Source organism: Halobacillus salinarum, from assembly GCF_022919095.1.
Lineage (GTDB): Bacteria > Bacillota > Bacilli > Bacillales > Halobacillaceae > Halobacillus_B > Halobacillus_B salinarum.
Genome location: NZ_CP095073.1, coordinates 3686274 through 3704260, shown reverse-complemented (window position 1 = coordinate 3704260; position 17987 = coordinate 3686274). Strand labels below are relative to the sequence as shown.

22 protein-coding genes are annotated in these 17987 nt (G+C 41.5%); 18 read left to right on the top strand and 4 right to left on the bottom strand.

The window, feature by feature from the left end:
• Position 1: 1 nt before the first annotated feature.
• The 3 genes from MUN89_RS19210 to MUN89_RS19200 are packed head-to-tail and all read left to right on the top strand — an operon-like array spanning position 2 to position 2524.
• Positions 2-925, top strand: a complete 924-nt coding sequence (locus MUN89_RS19210) for an AEC family transporter (protein WP_244709556.1) — start codon at positions 2-4, stop codon at positions 923-925.
• Positions 926-955: 30 nt separating this feature from the next.
• Positions 956-1933: an alpha/beta hydrolase family protein gene (locus MUN89_RS19205; RefSeq protein WP_244709555.1), complete on the top strand. Its 978-nt coding sequence runs from the start codon at positions 956-958 to the stop codon at positions 1931-1933.
• Between the two features lie 33 nt (positions 1934-1966).
• Positions 1967-2524 carry a GNAT family N-acetyltransferase gene (locus tag MUN89_RS19200; RefSeq protein WP_244709553.1) on the top strand — a complete coding sequence of 186 codons (558 nt, stop codon included), beginning with the start codon at positions 1967-1969 and terminating at the stop codon, positions 2522-2524.
• On the opposite strand, the gene MUN89_RS19195 is transcribed toward MUN89_RS19200, so the two are convergent.
• Positions 2517-2807 carry a hypothetical protein gene (locus MUN89_RS19195; RefSeq protein WP_244709551.1) on the bottom strand — a complete coding sequence of 97 codons (291 nt, stop codon included), beginning with the start codon at positions 2805-2807 and terminating at the stop codon, positions 2517-2519. The two genes, MUN89_RS19200 and MUN89_RS19195, sit on opposite strands and share 8 nt — an antisense overlap.
• A gap of 296 nt (positions 2808-3103) precedes the next feature.
• Between MUN89_RS19195 and thrC the strand changes: the two genes are divergently transcribed.
• On the top strand, positions 3104-4207 hold the full coding sequence (gene thrC, locus MUN89_RS19190) for a threonine synthase (RefSeq protein ID WP_244709549.1): 1104 nt from the start codon (positions 3104-3106) through the stop codon (positions 4205-4207).
• Between the two features lie 13 nt (positions 4208-4220).
• Here the strand turns inward: thrC and MUN89_RS19185 are convergent, their stop codons facing one another.
• Positions 4221-4979 carry a VCBS repeat-containing protein gene (locus MUN89_RS19185; RefSeq protein WP_244709547.1) on the bottom strand — a complete coding sequence of 253 codons (759 nt, stop codon included), beginning with the start codon at positions 4977-4979 and terminating at the stop codon, positions 4221-4223.
• Positions 4980-5169: 190 nt separating this feature from the next.
• Here MUN89_RS19185 and MUN89_RS19180 point away from each other — a divergent pair, with 190 nt between their 5' ends.
• Complete coding sequence (locus tag MUN89_RS19180; RefSeq protein WP_244709545.1) at positions 5170-5652, top strand: hypothetical protein; 483 nt, start codon at positions 5170-5172, stop codon at positions 5650-5652.
• Between the two features lie 75 nt (positions 5653-5727).
• Positions 5728-6177, top strand: coding sequence for a GNAT family N-acetyltransferase (locus MUN89_RS19175; RefSeq protein WP_244709543.1), 450 nt, complete (start codon positions 5728-5730; stop codon positions 6175-6177).
• 25 nt (positions 6178-6202) lie between these two features.
• Here MUN89_RS19175 and MUN89_RS19170 read toward each other — a convergent pair whose 3' ends face one another.
• A complete protein-coding gene (locus MUN89_RS19170) occupies positions 6203-6658 on the bottom strand; it encodes a hypothetical protein (RefSeq protein ID WP_244709541.1) in 456 nt (151 codons plus the stop codon).
• 256 nt (positions 6659-6914) lie between these two features.
• Between MUN89_RS19170 and MUN89_RS19165 the strand changes: the two genes are divergently transcribed.
• On the top strand, positions 6915-7145 hold the full coding sequence (locus MUN89_RS19165; RefSeq protein ID WP_244709539.1) for an excisionase family DNA-binding protein: 231 nt from the start codon (positions 6915-6917) through the stop codon (positions 7143-7145).
• Between the two features lie 178 nt (positions 7146-7323).
• The gene (locus MUN89_RS19160) at positions 7324-7581 is read left to right on the top strand and encodes a hypothetical protein (protein WP_244709537.1); all 258 of its coding nucleotides are present in this window, start codon (positions 7324-7326) and stop codon (positions 7579-7581) included.
• Positions 7582-7761: 180 nt separating this feature from the next.
• Here the strand turns inward: MUN89_RS19160 and MUN89_RS19155 are convergent, their stop codons facing one another.
• The gene (locus MUN89_RS19155) at positions 7762-8145 is read right to left on the bottom strand and encodes a RidA family protein (protein ID WP_244709535.1); all 384 of its coding nucleotides are present in this window, start codon (positions 8143-8145) and stop codon (positions 7762-7764) included.
• Positions 8146-8365: 220 nt separating this feature from the next.
• Here MUN89_RS19155 and MUN89_RS19150 point away from each other — a divergent pair, with 220 nt between their 5' ends.
• From MUN89_RS19150 to MUN89_RS19105, 10 genes are all read left to right on the top strand, one after another.
• The gene (locus MUN89_RS19150) at positions 8366-9061 is read left to right on the top strand and encodes an ABC transporter ATP-binding protein (protein WP_244709533.1); all 696 of its coding nucleotides are present in this window, start codon (positions 8366-8368) and stop codon (positions 9059-9061) included.
• Complete coding sequence (locus MUN89_RS19145; RefSeq protein ID WP_244709532.1) at positions 9058-10434, top strand: ABC transporter permease; 1377 nt, start codon at positions 9058-9060, stop codon at positions 10432-10434. Before MUN89_RS19150 ends, MUN89_RS19145 begins: the two co-directional genes overlap by 4 nt.
• Before the next feature lie 354 nt (positions 10435-10788).
• A complete protein-coding gene (locus MUN89_RS19140; protein ID WP_244709530.1) occupies positions 10789-11391 on the top strand; it encodes a TerD family protein in 603 nt (200 codons plus the stop codon).
• A gap of 28 nt (positions 11392-11419) precedes the next feature.
• Entirely contained in the window at positions 11420-12001 is a 582-nt protein-coding gene (locus MUN89_RS19135; RefSeq protein WP_244709528.1) for a TerD family protein, read from the top strand.
• A gap of 69 nt (positions 12002-12070) precedes the next feature.
• Complete coding sequence (locus MUN89_RS19130; protein WP_244709526.1) at positions 12071-12649, top strand: TerD family protein; 579 nt, start codon at positions 12071-12073, stop codon at positions 12647-12649.
• A 50-nt stretch (positions 12650-12699) separates the two neighbouring features.
• Complete coding sequence (locus MUN89_RS19125; protein ID WP_244709524.1) at positions 12700-13488, top strand: TerC family protein; 789 nt, start codon at positions 12700-12702, stop codon at positions 13486-13488.
• 62 nt (positions 13489-13550) lie between these two features.
• Positions 13551-14783 (top strand): HpcH/HpaI aldolase/citrate lyase family protein, encoded by a 1233-nt coding sequence (locus tag MUN89_RS19120; RefSeq protein ID WP_244709522.1) that lies wholly within the window; start codon positions 13551-13553, stop codon positions 14781-14783.
• Positions 14683-16077 carry a phosphoribosyltransferase family protein gene (locus tag MUN89_RS19115; RefSeq protein ID WP_244709520.1) on the top strand — a complete coding sequence of 465 codons (1395 nt, stop codon included), beginning with the start codon at positions 14683-14685 and terminating at the stop codon, positions 16075-16077. Before MUN89_RS19120 ends, MUN89_RS19115 begins: the two co-directional genes overlap by 101 nt.
• Entirely contained in the window at positions 16064-17182 is a 1119-nt protein-coding gene (locus MUN89_RS19110) for a cysteine protease StiP family protein (RefSeq protein ID WP_244709518.1), read from the top strand. The genes MUN89_RS19115 and MUN89_RS19110 overlap by 14 nt, the downstream gene beginning before the upstream one ends.
• Positions 17143-17985: an HAD family hydrolase gene (locus MUN89_RS19105; protein ID WP_244709517.1), complete on the top strand. Its 843-nt coding sequence runs from the start codon at positions 17143-17145 to the stop codon at positions 17983-17985. Before MUN89_RS19110 ends, MUN89_RS19105 begins: the two co-directional genes overlap by 40 nt.
• Positions 17986-17987: the final 2 nt, after the last annotated feature.

The following is a 17987-nucleotide window of genomic DNA, read 5'->3' as shown; positions in this document are numbered from 1 at the left end:
TATGGCCATACTATTTATCTTCTTAAACATTATCGTACCGGTTTTTATCCTAATAGGACTTGGAGCTTGGATGCACAAAGTTTTTAAGCTTGATTTGTACAGTCTTGCTAAACTGAATATTTATTTTCTAAGTCCTGGATTTGTATTAATAAACTTATATGAATCTGACTTCTCATTCAGCTTATTAGGAAAAGTTTTTGGTTTTTTTATCGTATTCATCACCCTTTTGTATCTCGTGGTTCAAGGAATAGCAAGGGCTGGGCAATACAGTAAGAGCGTCCGCGGGGTTTTTACGAACAGTGTAGTACTCTATAATTCTGGAAATTATGGAGTACCTGTTAATGACCTTGTTTTTAATGGGAACCCGTACGCTGCTACGATTCAGGTCATTGTCATGACCTTCCAAAATGTGTTGTCGTACACGTTTGGGATCTTTTCTTTAAAAGCCGTTGAAGAAGGCAGGTTTCAAGCATTAGTCGGCTTGCTTAGAATGCCAGCGATCTATGCGATGGCTTTAGGGATCCTGCTGAACGTTCTTCCCTTTCAACTGCCTGATTTTCTACTGCAGCCCGGTGAGTATATTGCTAATGCGATGATCGGGATGGCTTTGCTCACTCTCGGTGCACAGGTGGCGCAGTTGAAATTTAACCCCAAATTATTACCTGTCTACATAAGTGTTGGGATTCGGTTGATTCTCGGCCCCATCCTTGCATGCGGGATTATCTGGCTGTTTGGTTATGATGGAATGCTTGCCCAGGCCCTGCTTATTTCATCGGCCATGCCAAGTTCGGTAAATAGTGCTATTATCGCCCAGGAATTCCGGAATGAACCTGAGCTTGCTGCGCAAATCGTTCTTGCTTCTACCATTTTTAGTATGATAACTGTAACGTTGACAATCTACTGTTCACACATCATTTTTTCATAAGTAACGAGAAAAGGAGAAGGTGGATTCCTGGTGACTTCGTTAAATGATTATTTAGAGCAATTGTACGATCAGACAAGAGGAAAGATGATTCTTAATGTAACCGAAGACAAAAAGAGAGTTAAAGATCAACTAAATGGTTTGTTAGGGGAGTTTGATTACGCTCCTGAATTTGCGGATGCATTAGAAGAACACGTTGAATGTAGTGATTATTATCGTGAGCGTCATACCTTAAATACGATAGAAGGTTTGAGCACAGATGTGTACGTGTTGACACCTAAACAAAGGAAGAAGAACTATCCGGCTGTTCTTGCATTACATGGCCATGGAAGCAGCAATAAAGAAATCTCCGGTGTGGATACGAATAATCATAGTGCTCAGCATTTTGCCCTGTCTTTAGTGAAAAGAGGCTTCAAAGTTTTTGCGCCTCAAGTGGCAGGGATAGGCAGCCGTATGCTGAAACAGGATGTAAAAGAAAATAAAAGCAATTCCTGTTATTCAATGGCCGTTCATTTGCTCATGTGCGGGAAGACGCTTGCGGGGTTGAGGGTAGCAGAAGCGCGCCGGCTGATCGATTATATGTGTACCTATCAGGATGTTCAGGAAAATAGAATAGGGATCATGGGATTTTCCGGAGGGGGTGTGATCAGCGCCTATACATCAATGCTGGATGAACGAGTCCATGCAACCGTATTAAGTGGATGCTGTAACACCTACAAGGGAAGTATTCTTTCTATCAACCACTGCCTTGATAATTATATTCCGGATATTATAAATCTGGGAGAGATGCCTGAGCTCATAGGGGCGATTGCACCTGGGTTTCTGTTTGTTGAAGCAGGCAGGTATGACAAATTGTTTCCTTTCCCTCACACGGAGGAAGCATTGAATACGATCGGTTCGATGTATGAAAACAGCGGCGCTGCCCCTAATTTCAGCTCGGAAGTATTTAACGGAGGTCATGAAATTTCTGGGCATAAGGCTCTGGATTGGTTACAATTAGTCTTAACGTGAGATGACACTTAATAATAAAGGGAGAAGAAAACGTTGAGAAATACTCCTGTACTGCCTCAATGGAAATCGAACCGTCTGATCTTGAGAGCATTATGGCCAAGTGATGTGCTTGATATTTTTCATTTACGGATGGATGAGCGTTTATTTCAATACTTGGACCGTTCCCCCTATGAAACAGTTGAGCAGGCAAGTGAGTTTATTAAGAACATTAATGATGGCGTTCATTATGGTCACTGGTTCATGTGGGCACTAGAACACAGAGGAGCAGGAAAAGTAATTGGAACCGTATGCTTATGGAATTTTAATCCTAATGAACAAGCTGCCGAGCTTGGGTACGAACTTCATCCGGATTTTCAAGGAGAAGGGTTGATGCAGGAAACAGTAAGAACTGTTCTCCATTATGGATTTTCAACTTTAGGGTTAGCGGTTGTCTTTGCATATACAAACGCCAATCATCTAAAATCGATTCGATTATTAGAAAGGAATCACTTTAGGAGAAAGAGGTTTATAGAGGAAATGAATAAGAAAGGAACAACCAGCCTAATGTCTCTCTATCAATTGCAGAAGGAGGATTTTGAGCCTTTTAATTAGGTGGAGTATCTAATAGATGATGAAGGTGCTGTACTTTTGAATCATCATCAAATAAACCTTGATCAATCTCTTCCAAACGGCTTTCAATACATTTTCTTTCATGCGGGGCTAAGGAAAGAACGTTGTTCCTGCTGATTTTTCGAAAACCGAAAGGCATATCTAAGTATTGCAAATAAATATACCTTGTACCTTGGCTTACTGAAGTACAGTGTATTCTCAATTCGCTGTCTGCGGGGAAAAATTTATCGTTTCCAAACCCATCTTGAAGCAAGATAAGACTCATATTCATACACCTCTTCTAATGGAAGCTTTCTATCTTAATGGGGAGAAAAATGGATTGTACGTTTAGAAACTCTGGAGCCCGCTCTTTATTTATTTAAAAAGGTTCTAAAGTCCCGAAAACCAAATTTCAGCCAGAAAAAATTCTATTTTTTCAATAAAAATTATTTTTATCCTGAGTAGTATAATATACCCTTTGCAAGAAAAAATTAACTTTTAATAGGCAGGAGTTTATAGTTTGTAAGACTATAAGTCTGCTATTCTTTATGAAATTATACTAAGGATAAGGAAGAGGAGCAAATGGATTATACATTTATTGATTCTGCTGACGGAGTAGAATATATACCAAATCAGACCCAGTGGAAGCCTGAGCAGGGAATTTTTAATATCAAGCCGTATAAAGTCCAATTCCCTAGAGAGAAAATAGCTTTACGTTCCTGGACGATGTGGAGGTACAAAGAAGCACTGCCATTTCACGATCAGCGTTGTTTTAACATCTCGTTAGGTGAAGGAGGGACCCCTTTACTTCCGTTAAATGCGGATGACCCTAATATACTTGTGAAATTAGATTATTTGATGCCTACAGGTTCTTTTAAAGATAGAGGGGCAGCTGTTCTCATTTCAAAGGCAAGGGAGCTTGGCGTAAAGGAAGTTTTGGCAGACAGCAGCGGTAATGCAGGCACAGCCATTGCCGCGTACTGCGCACGAGCTGGAATAAAGAGTTATATCTATGTACCGGAGAATACATCAGAACGCAAACTTGCTCAAATGAAAGCCTATGGAGCAGAGATCCATAAAATTGCCGGATCACGGGAGGATACCGCTATTGCGGCGAAAAGAACGGTGGAAGAAGAACAGCTCTTTTATGCTTCTCATGTTTACAATCCTTTTTTCCACGAAGGAACAAAGACCTTTGCTTTCGAAATTTGGGAGCAGATGAATTACCAAATCCCTGATCAGCTAATCCTTCCTGTAGGAAATGGAACGCTGCTGCTCGGCGCATATATCGGTTTTCAAAATCTATTGGAAAGCGGAATGATTCAGCGTCTACCCAAGCTTGTAGGAGTACAGGCTGAAAATTGTGCACCGATCGCACAAGCCTTTCATAGGAAGAGGGATATTAATCCTGTAAGCAACACTGGGACCTTAGCAGAAGGAATAGCGATTGCCGATCCTGTCCGTGGAAGTCAAATTATGAAGGCGGTAAAAACGACAGGCGGTTCAATTATTACCGCTAGAGAGAACGAAATAGAAACGGCAAGAGGGGAGCTTTCGAGTAAAGGTTTTTATGTTGAACCAACGACAGCCGCGACTTATGCCGCCTTTAAGAATTACAAGCAAGCCAACCTTTCAAAAGAAGCAAAGGTTGTCATGTCCCTGTGCGGATCCGGACTTAAGAAATAAAAAACGAGCCAAGTCATGAGGGCTCGTTTTTTATGGATGTTCCAAAAATGGCTGCTTGCTGATCTACATCTTCAGCTGTGAATGAACTTCCGTTCCACGAGAGGGCAGTCTGAATCAGCCCCAGACCGTCTGCGCTATATCTTCCAGCGATTCTTTGCAGAGCGTATAATTCATACACGCCATCCCCTTGGAAATCTATCGGATAGAGTCTGTTTAATCCTGATACCCAGCCATTGATCGGAGTAGTTAATTTTCCACTGGTGTCATAGATTTCAGATAGATATTCATTTCCACGTCCGCTAATATCAATGATAAATTGTAATGCCAGTGTATTGTTGATGACCTCGACTTTATAGTAGTCTTTGTAAAGGACGTCATAGTTGAATTCTCTGTTGAATTGTTCAAAATCAAAGAGAAGTTTTGGTTTGTTTTCTACAAAGGAATACGCATAATAAAAGCCATATCCCCCGCTGCCCCCAGAATCGATACTAATTAAAATATCATCCACACCATCACCAGTGAAGTCTCCTAAAAAAAGCGTGGGCTGGTAGCCCTCGTTCGTTTTTAATGGAACAGAAAAGAATTGGTTTGTCTTCCCATCTTGAATGATTAAGGTAATGTCCTGGACGAAAGGACTCGATGAATTCTTTTGTCCGACTAGATAAACATTGTCTTGAATGTAGTCCCCATTTACATCTCCTTGTTGAAAAGCGAGAATATAGGATTCCCCATTAGGCTCCCTCATTGCATAGGGGTGAAAATAATTGTACATGGCGTCCTCCAAAATACCGGTAATTTTCCGGAATAGGTTTTACACCATATTATGTTTCAGGGTCCATAGTTGGTGAATGCTTTACGTGTATCAGGAAAAAGGTTTATCCCTTCTAGTGCGACGGGTATTCATTTGTTAAATAGTGGTAATTTACTGTTTCTTTAAATGTACGCGTAAAGGTGGTGCCGTGATGTTCCGTCGATGTCTTCCCCTATTTATTAGTATGTGGTTCGTTCTTCTCAACCTCTCTGGCTGCAATACCGAAACTACGAATGCAAATGCAGATCATTATTATTCTTTTGACAATAAAGAAGTAAAGCAGCAAGTGGCAGATTTAAATTATAACCCCCAGCTTCCAGTCAAGCTTCCTTTTGATCCAAGTAAAATTTCAGCAGCTTCAGGGAAGAATGGTTTGTTGATGATTCATTTAAGGAACCAGACCATCGGTTTTGTAGACATTCATATTAAGAAGGGAAAACCTGAGGAGGAAATTGGAGGGAAACAAGCTGAAACACCGGCGGGGAAAAAGGTGTCTTACTATGAAGGTTCTAATGGGAAACATGTATTTTGGAATAAAAATAAAATTTCTTATGAGATCACAAATCTTTATAAAAGTCGTTCCCGATCTCTTACAAAAAAAGAATTGCTAACGCTGGTTGATCTTTTTCATTAATGCTTCCTATTTCTTTCCTTGCTGAATTCAAGTATTCTTTGAACGGGGATAAAAAGTTTAGAGAGGAGAGAAACAATGGAAGTAAGAGAGATTCATACCATGGAAGAGATCAGACAGGCCTACCCGGTAATGAAGCAGCTGCGCTCCCATTTGCTGGAAGACGAATATATAGAGTTAGTACAGGAAGCGATGGACAAGGATATGTATCATATGGCTGCGGTGTTTATAGAAGGTGAAATAAGTGCTGTCACGGGTTTTAAACCGATGATTACTCTTTATTACGGCCGCTTTGTCTGGGTTTGTGATCTAGTGACTGATGAGCGTACGCGCTCACAGGGACATGGAGGAAAATTGCTCTCTTTTGTAGAAGAGTGGGCAAAGCTAAGAGGATATGAGGATATAGCGTTATCTTCCGGGCTGCAGCGTGAAAAAGCCCACCGCTTTTATGAAAATAAAATGAACTATAAGAAAGTAAGCTATGTTTTTAAAACGGCTTGGAAACAAGAAAAAAAGCATGGTTCTTAAATCAAGCAGCCATGCTTTTGAATTTCTATATTTTGTAGAACCCTTCCTGCTCCAGAAAATTCGCAGCTTCTTTATAAGAATTAAAGGTTCCTTCCAGGTTTTCCTCTGCATAGACGTTATACCCATCTTCTTCCCTCATTAATACTAATCCGTAGTCAGCATCATTGATCCACTCTTCCATCACTGGATCTTTTTCGGAAGGAGAAAGAGAAAGAGATTCTATAGACCTAGTAATGACTGCGCGTAAGTGGTCGGCACGGTAATCCTTAATGTTCAACATTCCTTTTTCATCGGAAGGATATTCGTCTAACAGCCCTGTATAAACAAATCCGTTTCCGTTGGGATGTAAATGATAGACGACGTTCTTTTTATCATAAAGGCTGTCTTCATAATGAAAATTGACTCGTCCGAGTGAAATTTCCTTTTTTGTTAACTCATTAAATTCTTCGATGACAGCAAGCTTCTGTTCAAATGTAAGCATCGAATCCTCCTTAGTCAGCTAGCCGTGTTTAGCAGTAGTCTATTATAGCATAAACTTACTCTGTTAGATAAGAAAAGCTTGTTTTTCATCGTTGTCCATGATATAGTAATCTGGCGATGAGCTGTTTGCGTAAGACGAAGTATATGCTTGAAAAAGCTAAACGGCGAATGTGGTCGTCGGTATGTTCGCGGCAAAAGTAAAAGCTTTCCCCAATAGGCGGGAAAGCTTTTTTAATACCTTATAAAGGGTGAGCAGTGTGTACTTAACCGTCGAAGAAACTGCAGGTTATTTAGATCTTCCCGAAGAATATGTACTCCAAATGATACGCCAAAGAAAAATAAGAACGGTAAGTGATGGCGTTCAAGTGTTAATTAATAAGAATCAGTTTAGTAATTATTTTGAACAGCTGGAGATGTACAGAGAATGGCTGCGCGCCTATTTAAGTGAACCCATCCCGGAGGATCCGGATGTTAAAGACGAAGATTAAAGAATAGAGAAAGCCATCTTTACAGCAGATGGCTTCAGGCTGCCGAAAATGTTACTTCTTTTTTCTAGGAGGTGAAGGGCCCCTTTACTTACGAAAAGTACACTAGATCAGAAGTGCCAGAAAACCGTAACACGTCATTTGTGGGAATGAGAAGAGTTTCGGTTGAACTGTTTTTCAAATGAAGGTAAGTAGAGTTATCGAATGCGGAAAGAGAAAAAGGAAAGTAGCTTCGCAGAGAACTGCATGGACTGCTCTGTTGCCTTTTACGCGGAGAGGAAAATGTGCGGCAACAGGCGTTGTTGACCACCGCCTGACAGAATATGAAGAAGACTGCCCTCTATCTGGCAAAGGTGAGCTAGGTGAAGGAGAGTCTTTTTCTGTCTTTAAAGAATGCCAAGGAGCGAGGTCCCTTCCACTCCTGCGGAAGAACGAGTGAACCGAGATCGCCGAGCGTGGGTTTCGCGAGGAAGCTCGGGCGCTCGTCCGCGGAAAGGGAAGGGGCCATTGCTCCGGGCGTTAAGAAAACTTGTAGAAAAACACGGGGTTTCTCTCCAAGCTGAAAGCCATCTGTTCCGCAGATGGCTTTTTTGTATGCATTTCTAAATAAGATAAAGAATTAAAATTCTTTGACGGCAATTGCTTCTATTTCCACTTTTGCTCCTTTAGGAAGCCGGCTCACTTCAACTGCAGCTCTTGCGGGGTAAGGTTCGCTTAAATAACTGGCATAAATTTCATTCACCGTTGAAAAGTCATCCATCGAATCAAGATAAATATTTGCCTTGGCAATATGGCGGTAGGAGAGTCCCGCTTCTTTTAGAATTCCACCAATGTTTTGCATGACTTGTTCCGTTTGTTCTTTAATATCTTCAGAGACAAATTCCTGAGTGGATGGGTCTAAAGGAATCTGACCGGAAATAAAGATCATCTGGCCAAGATCCACCGCCTGTGAGTAGGGTCCGATTGCAGCGGGTGCTTGATTTGTAGATAGTGTTTTAAACATTTTTCAGCCTCCTATCGGCAGAGTTTTCATTCATCCTATCATGTTCCTCTCTAATTCCAAAACCAAATCCCTTTCTAATACTTAGAAGAAGCTTTACGACCAAACTATCATTTCATCAAATTTTCGCCGAGGCAGTAAATTTGGCGGATTCATAAAAAAATGAAGGAATTCTTTTATTTATCTCGTCTATACAAATGAGAACAAAATAGGAGGCTGAGTAATGATAGAGGTTAAAGGACTGGAGCATTCGTTTTATGTCGGTAAAAAGAATCAGCGGCAGGAAGTACCGGTGCTGAGAAATATTAATCTTCATATAGAACAAGGGGAAATAGTGGCGGTAGCAGGCAAAAGCGGTTCAGGGAAGTCAACCTTGCTTAATTTGCTGAGCGGCTACATCAAGCCTGTAAAAGGTGAGATTCATTTATTTGAAAGGAATGTAACGAATTTTTCTGAGACACAGTGGGCAGAATTTCGAGCGGCTCACTTAGGATTTATTTTTCAAAGCTTTCAGCTCATTCCGAGTATGACAGCTTTCCAGAACGTAGAACTGCCCTTAGTTATGAAAGGGATGAATGAAAAAGAGAGGAAAAAACAAGTTTTTCATATATTGAAGCGTGTCGATTTGGAAGGCTTGGAAGGACATTACCCTTCCGAGCTGTCCGGCGGGCAGCAGCAGCGGGTTTCCGTTGCCCGGGCTTTAATCGTCAACCCTCCGATTATTTTTGCAGATGAGCCTACGGGGAGTCTTGATCAGGAGACAGAAAAATCACTATTGCAATTCATAAAACAATTAAATCAGGAAGAAGACATTACATTTGTGATGATTACCCACGATGAGGAAGTGGCCGCTATTGCTGATCGAACGATTCGTCTAACTAATGGAACTGTACATGCAGAAAAGGAGAAGAGCTTATGAAATGGAAGGATAAGCGGAAGTTCATCCATCAGAATATGAAAAAAAATAAATCGCGGGTGTTCATGACCACTTTGGCGACTGCCATCGGTTGTGCTTTTTTAATTGTCTTAGCTTCGGTAGGATTTGGCGCCCAACGGTTCATCGTTCATGACCTTTTACAAGACCGTTCGCTGACTTCTATCGAGATTCATGGAAAAAAGGCTGAGGAAGAGGGAGATGTTCAAGGAATTACCAATAAGGATATTGAGAATTTCGAGCAGTTGGACCACGTAAAAGCTGTTTCACGAAAGCTGGTTTTACAGAATCCTGCAAAAATAAAATTGGATGATTTTCAATCTGAATTGCCTGTAAGTGTCGTCGACTATCCTTCAGAGATAAAAGCAGGATTTAAACTGGATAAGGGCCGTATGCCTGAAACGAAGAATGAAGTCGTTGTAGGTTATCATTTTAAAAGCGCACTCCATTCAGCCAAACTAAATGGGGAAGAATTGAATGAGGCTGACATCCTTGATGAGAGTGGGGAAGTGAAAGAACAATATCAATACCAGGGCAAATTACTAGGCAAACAAATCGAAATGCAAGTAAGACAGTGGAAGAGTGGAAGTATGAAGACGAAAACGATTCCGCTTAAAGTAGTAGGTGTGAGAGAAGAGCCGGCTAAAGATTGGGAACAAGATAATGGAGTGCTCATATCAAAAGAAGTACTTAACCAAGTAGAAAAATTCACAGGTACTCCTCTTGGAGCTGTCATTACTCCAGATATGAGTTCTGAAGAGAAACAGCATATCGAAGGGTTGAAGGATAGAACCTATAATGGAGTAAACGTCATTGCTGATGATATGGAGAGTGTGGACGCGCTTTCAAGCCAACTGAAAGGCAAAGGGTATTATATTTATTCTGTTACGGAGGAATTAGAGCAAGTAAACCTAGTCTTTGCAGTAGTAAAAATAGGTCTCGGCCTCATCGGATTAATCGCCTTAGTAATTGCCTCAATAGGAATATACAACACGATGTCCATGGCGGTTACGGAAAGAACACATGACATAGGAATTATGAAAGCTATTGGCGGCAAGCCGCAATTAATTCGAAACATCTTTTTAATGGAAAGCAGTTATATAGGCTTCATGGGCGCTGTTGTTGGAGTAGCTGCTGCTTACCTTGTAAGCTTTGGGGTGAATCAACTCATGCCGGTGGTGATCAAGCAAGTATTCGATCAAACATCGGAGCAAGCGATTCAATTATCTTATATTCCTCCTTATCTCGTGCTTATTTGTGTGGCGATTAGTATCGGGACAGCCATATTATCAGGGATAAAGCCGGCAAATAAAGCGACAAGAATTGATGTTTTAAGTGCGCTGCGAAGAGACATCTAAACGGTTATCATAATTATAGCTTGCAGATTCACTCTGTAAGCTTTTTCTTAGTTCCCGGGGTATTGCACCTTGCACTTAGCTCATGCTATTTAGGGCTATGCCAGTTCGATACAAGTCTGTTAATAGTCATCTATAGTTCAAACAGTATAAAAAAATTCTCGAAATTTGAAACCATTTTACTGTAGATTCGTACTAAAACTATAAGCGATTTACAAGCTTACTAGTACTAAACTAATAGAAAAGTATAATTTTTCATTAGTCAGTTCATGGGAATTTATTGTTGAATGGTGTATGATAATAGCAGAATCTATCATACTTACATGGTTAATTATTGGAATCGGAGGAGTGAAAAATATGGCTATTTCTTTACAGAAAGGGCAGCGCATTGACCTTACCAAAGGGAATGCAGGACTCTCAAAAATAATGGTAGGACTCGGATGGGACCCTGTCCAGTCAAAAGGCGGCGGTCTGCTTGGCAGTCTGTTTGGAGGCGGCGGTCCGGAAATTGACTGTGATGCTTCTGTGCTCATGCTTGAAGATGATAAATTTACCGAAAATCAAAATCTTATTTATTTCGGCAACCTTAGAAGCAGGGATGGGAGTATTCAGCACACCGGCGATAACTTAACGGGGGAAGGCGAAGGAGACGATGAGCAGATTATAGTCGACCTTGATAAAATCCCTTCCAAAGTCAATAAATTGGTGTTTGTGGTAAATATTTATGATGCCGTAAAAAGAAAACAGGATTTCGGGATGATTCAAAATGCTTTCATCCGTGTGGTCGACACTGGAAACCGCAATGAACTTCTAAAATTTAACTTAACAGACAATTATGCAGGAAAGACTTCCTTGATCGTATCTGAAATCTATCGTCATGAAACGGAATGGAAATTTGCTGCAATTGGCAATGGAACGAATGACCGCGGTTTAAAAGATATCGTGAAACGCTACGCATAAAATAATTATTAAAAAGGAGAGAGCTTAAATGGCAGTTTCATTATCAAAAGGACAAAAAGTCGACTTAACAAAGACAAACCCAGGACTCACTAAGGTTACCGTAGGCTTAGGCTGGGATACAAACAAATATGACGGCGGACATGACTTTGACTTGGATGCCAGCGTATTCTTACTTAATGCACAGGGAAAGTGTAATTCAGATAAAGACTTTATCTTCTATAATCAGCTCGAAGGCGGGGCGGGCTCTGTTGTACATACAGGCGACAACCGTACCGGTGAAGGAGAAGGGGATGACGAGCAGATCGATATTAATCTTCCTGAAGTCCCTTCCTCAATTGAGAAGATTTCTTTTGTGATTACTATTCATGAAGGGGAATCCCGCAACCAAAATTTCGGACAGGTTTCTAATGCATTCGTCCGTGTTGTAAACAAGGACTCCAATGAAGAATTAATCCGTTATGATCTAGGGGAGGATTTCTCTATCGAGACTGCGATTATTGTAGGAGAATTATACCGTCATAGCGGAGAATGGAAGTTCTCTGCTGTAGGTTCCGGTTATCAAGGCGGTCTGGCACGGATCGCCAGTGACTGCGGCTTGGAAATCGGTTAATGCTTGATGCAAGAGGGACAAGCTCCTTCTTGCTTTTCTTTGCAATCTTTGATTGAAGGAGGATCTGCAATGGCAGTGCAATTATCAAAAGGACAGAGAATTGATTTAACTAAATCAAATCCCGGCCTGACGAAAGCGATCATTGGGCTTGGCTGGGATATTAATAAATATCACGGCGGGGATGATTTTGACCTGGATGCTTCTGCTTTTCTTGTGAACGAGCAGGGAAAGTGTGAACATGATCAGGACTTTGTATTTTATAACAATTTGGAGCACCCGAGCGGAGGTGTCCTGCACACAGGCGATAACCGTACGGGAGAAGGGGAAGGTGATGACGAACAGCTCGTTGTCGAGTTTTCAAAAGTGCCTTCTCACGTGGATAAAATAGGAATTGCTGTAACGATTCATGAAGCAGAAGCCAGAAGCCAGAATTTTGGCCAAGTGAGCAATGCATTTGTACGTCTGGCGGATGAAGCGAGTCATGAGGAGTTGCTCAGGTTTGATCTTGGTGAAGACTTTTCTATCGAAACAGCGGTAGTCGTTTGTGAGTTGTACCGGCACAATGGAGAGTGGAAGTTCAATGCAATTGGGAGCGGATTCTCAGGCGGACTGGCTTCATTATGCCGGAATTACGGGCTGGAGGTTTAAATGTTCTTTAAGCCAACAGTTTCCCGTTATGAACTAGGAGGAATTTAGAAGTGGAAATTATACATCAAATATTATCAACCTACGCATCCTTTTTTAACTGGGAAATGTGGGGAGAAGTTCTCACAGATCCAGTAGCCTGGGGATATATAGGAACCCTGGTAGTTCTTGAAGGATTGTTATCGGCTGATAATGCTCTTGTCTTAGCGGTTATGGTTAAGCATCTTCCGAAAAAACAGCAGAAAAAAGCTTTGACTTACGGGCTGTTTGGTGCTTACTTCTTTAGAGTGTTGTTTATTGGATTAGGTGTCTACTTAGTCAAATTCTGGTGGATCAAATTACTAGGGGCAGCCTATCTTGCCTGGCTCGTCATTAAATACTTCTGGAAGGGCGAGGATGATGATGAAGCAGGAGCCGTGAATAAAAATGGCTGGGCCGCCCGCACCTTTGGCTTGTTTTGGGCGACAGTTATTTCCGTGGAAATTATGGACCTGGCTTTTTCTGTGGACAGTATTCTGGCAGCTTTTGCGGTTTCTGAAGAAGTGTGGATTCTTTTCCTTGGTGGCGCACTCGGTATCCTTATGATGAGAACAGTAGCCAAGGTCTTTCTTGTCCTAATTGATAAAGTTCCGGAATTAGAAACGACTGCTTATGTATTAATAGGAATTATTGCTGTGAAGATGGGGTTGAGCACGTTTGACGTTCATGTGCACCATTTGGTCTTCTTCAGCGTATTGATCGCAGCCTTTTTAATTACATTTGTTGTGCATTACTTTAACACTAAATCAGGCAAACATGAGTCAGATTCACTTAAAGAAGTGGCTGCCTCTAAAGAGAAATAGAGGGACTCATGTGGGAAGGGGCATTTAGGTCTCCTTCCCTTTTGATTCTAACGAGGTGTGAAATGAGATATTTTAATTGGTTATCTGCTCTAGAAGAGTCAGGGATCTTTTATAAAAAACCAGAAGTGATTTCGAAGCATTCTCCTAAAGAGGAACTGGCCTTTGCTTTAGGGGGGACGCTATACATGCCTGCTACACGTTCTTCAATTTCACAGATTGTTTTGAAAAAGAAGTATCCTGAGCTTAGCTCCATGGTTATCTGCCTGGAAGATGCCATTGGTGATGAAGAAGTTGCGTTTTCTGAAGAAAATGTGGTGGAACAAGTTTTAAAACTCTCTGAGTCTTACGCGAACCACGAGCTTTTGCTGGAAGAGCTGCCTCTAATTTTTATTCGTGTCCGGGATGCAGGGCAAATGAAATTTGTAGCAAATCAATTAGGAGATTCTCTTAAGATGATCAGTGGATTTGTGTTTCCAAAATTGAGTACAAATAATGTGGAAGATTACTTTTCTGCGTTAATTGAAATCGTAGAAGAGCATCAGGAACCTCTTTACGGCATGCCAATACTGGAAACGCCGGATCTGCTTGATAAAAAGACGAGATATCAGCGGTTAACAGAGCTTTCCGAAAAATTTCAAGTTTATAAGGATTACATTTTGAATCTAAGAATCGGGGCTACCGACTTATGCGGGCTTTATGGAATTCGAAGGAAGTACAACACAACGATTTATGATATTTCACTGATCCGTGATTTTATTGCAGATCTCATTAATTTCTTTGCTAGAGATTTTGTTATTTCCGGTCCTGTTTGGGAATATTTTGACCAGACTTCCAGAGTGTTAAAGCCTGAGCTGCGAAAAACTCCCTTCTACAAAGAATATGGAGAGGCGGGGCTTGAATACCGTTCCCATCTGCTGAATGAATATGCAGATGGATTGATCAAGGAAACCATTCTTGACCTGGAAAATGGTCTTGATGGCAAGACAGTTATCCATCCTTCTCACTTGAATATCGTACAAAGTCTCTATGTCGTTTCAAAAGAAGAGTATTTAGATGCCTTAAGTATTTATCACCATTCGGAACGGGAATCCGGGGCTGTTAAGAGTACGTATTCGAATAAAATGAACGAAGTAAAACCTCATAGGCGCTGGGCACAGAAAATTCTTTTAAAATCTAAAGTATTCGGGGTGTATCATGAAAAGTACAATTACATCGATCTACTCACAAAAGAAGAAGACACTGCCGATCCTGAAGGACATGAACGTAGAACTGCAAGTCAACGAGAATCCCTTTGACCTTTCGTTAGACCAATTGTTTACCATGGCTGCCAGAGTCAATAAGAAGCGTGCCTTTTTATTTGTCAGTGAGCTTCTCGGGAAGCATATTCCCGTGAAGCCGTTCGTTCCATTAGTCACTTCCGGTTTGCTTGCCCTTTTATACGCTGAAAGGAATAATAAAGCAGATATAGAGACTAAGGCCATTCTCTCTGATTTTTTGTCAGACGATGATGAAAGGTTGGGCCAGGCTTTTTCCAAACTTAAAGATCAATTGGCACATTTCCAGGAAGATGTGTTAGTCATAGGGTTTGCGGAAACAGCGACAGCCCTCGGGCACGGGGTCTCAGATATGCTGAGGGGAAGTGCTTATTTGCATACAACTCGTGAAGACTTGCCACATTCTCCTTTAGTTACGTTTGAAGAAGAACATTCCCATGCTGTAGATCAGCTCTGTTACGCGAAACCTGAATGGTTACAATCAGATAAACCCGTGATCCTTGTCGATGATGAAATTACGACGGGGAAGACAGCCATTAACATCATTAACGAGATGCATTCCAAGTTTCCAAGGGACGAATATACTGTTTTATCTATTTTAGACTGGAGATCAACCGATGACCGTCGACGGTTCAGTGATATCGAGAAGGATTTAGGAATCACCATTCGATCTTATTCGCTATTGACTGGAGAAATGAACTTTCGTGGAAAAAGTTTAAGTAAAGCTTCCTATTCTTATGGTCCGCGAATGGAAGATCCTCCAAAGTTGGATTTTCAATTCATTGACGTATCTAATTTTTTTCGGAGCAGTGATTGGTTGAAGTCAGTAGAGGGAAATCAATCTATAGAAAAGGATTATATTCATGAAACAGGAAGGTTCGGCTTAACCGCGGATGATCATGATTCTGTGACAGCTGCTTGTAAAGCTGCCGGTGAATACTTACGGTCTGTACGATCAACTAGCGGGAAAATCCTTTGTCTTGGCGCGGGGGAGCTCATGTATCTGCCGATGAGAATGGCGGCTTTTATGGGAAAAGAAATCTATTTTCATTCGACAACAAGAAGTCCGATTCATCCAGTGGATAAAGAAGGCTATGCGATACGGAACGGTTTTACCTTTCCGAATCCGGAAAATTTTGAGATCCAGCATTTTCTCTACAATATTCCAAAGTCTACCTATGAAGAGCTGTTCTTTTTTACAGAAAAACCCGTTAGTAAGGCATCCATTCAGCCTATAGCATCTTTATGTGAAGAGTGCGGCATTGCGAAACTTTACGTAGTGTCTTTAGCTAAAGGAAGTGATGACCATCGTTGAAATAAAACACACCGTTAAAGGAAGCTATTCCAGTCAGGACGTGATTTTTTTATTAAAAGATCTCTCAGAGGTGAGGATGGAGAGATCAACGGAAGAGAGAGAGAGGGCAATTCAGCAAGGAGTCCATTATTCTGAAATGCTCCCCGTCGAGTATGAACCAACGGATGAATATCTTCAGCTGTTTTACCGTTCTCTAAAAGAAAATAAACAGCGGGTAGCTCTTGCAGCAGGAGTGGTAGCCGAGCAGATCTTGGAGAAAAAAGGGCGGCAAACCGTCCTCTGCAGTTTGGCTCGAGCTGGAACTCCCATCGGGGTTTTAATTAAACGCTATATTCTTTTTAAATACAATGTCGATCTCCCTCACTATAGTATATCGATCATCCGGGACCGTGGAATCGATCGTAATGCACTTCACTATATCGAAAGAAATCATCCCGGCCTTTCGCTGATGTTTATCGACGGGTGGACAGGAAAAGGTGCCATCACTCAGGAACTCATAAAAGCACTGACGTCCTACAACCGTTTATTTAAGACAGAGCATTCATCAGAGCTTGCGGTTCTTGCAGATCCGGGCTATTGTTCAAGCCTTTACGGAACGAGGGAGGACTTTATCATTCCAAGCGCCTGCCTTAATTCTACGATTTCCGGACTGGTCAGCCGTTCTGTGTTAAATACCCAATGGATTAATCCAGATGAATTCCACGGAGCAAAGTATTATGAGGAACTGAAAGCGAAAGATCTATCAAATTATTATGTCGATACAATTAGTCAAGAGTTTCCGGAGATAAAACCACTCGTAGAGGCCCGTTTAACAGAAATTAAACAGAACTTCACCCCTCCGTCTTGGGAAGGACTTGCCTCCATAAAAAGAATTCAAGAACAGTTTGACATTGAGGACATCAATTTGGTTAAACCTGGCGTAGGGGAAACGACGAGAGTGCTCCTGAGAAGAATCCCTTGGAAAATACTAATCAATCCGTCAAGTGAGCAAGACTTAGCTCATATCCTCATGCTGGCAGAGGATCGAAACGTGACGGTGGAGGAATTTTCCGATATGGCTTACGCGTGCTGCGGAATCATCAAACCATTGGAGAAAAAACGATGAAAGCCTTTGCCAGTGATTTGGATCGTACATTAATTTTTTCCAAAAAAATGCTGGAGCAATTCCCTTCGCAGGAACCTGTCGAACTGGTTGAAAGGTACGAGGGAAAAGAGCTTTCGTATATATCTACAAAAACGAAAGAGCATCTGCTGCAGTTGAAAAATGAGGTTTGTTTTCTCCCGGTCACGACTAGAACAACGGCTCAATACAGACGTATTGATCTGTTTCAGCATGAGATCAAGCCTGAGTTTGCGATTACTGCAAATGGAGCCGTCATTTTGAAAAACAATCATGAAGTGGCGGAATGGTCTGAAAAGATGAGGAAGGATCTCACTTCCCTTCCTTCCCTGCAAGAAGTGATGCAGGAGGCGGAAGCCTTGCCGATCTATGACTCTGTGAAAAAAGTGAGAGTAGTGGAAAATTACTTTTTTTATTATATCGTAGATCCGACTATAATAAATCACGTAGATCCTCAAACTTTGCAGGCATGGGGAAGAGCACGCCGTTGGCAGGTCTCTTGGCAGGGCAGAAAAATTTATTTTATACCAGAAGTGATCAATAAATGGCGTGCAGTTCAATACTTAAAAGAGCAATTAGGATGGACAGCGATTGTCTCAGCAGGGGATTCCTATTTAGATCAACCACTTGTCCAAAACGCAGACAGGGGAATCGTACCTAAGCACGGGGAGTTGCTGAACAGCCAAATGCAGCTTTCTAGTACTCGCTGTCCCGGGATAAAGGCATCTATTGAAATTACTAAGCAAGCCATAGAAGGATTACTCAAGAAAGAAGTCGACCTCACCTAGAA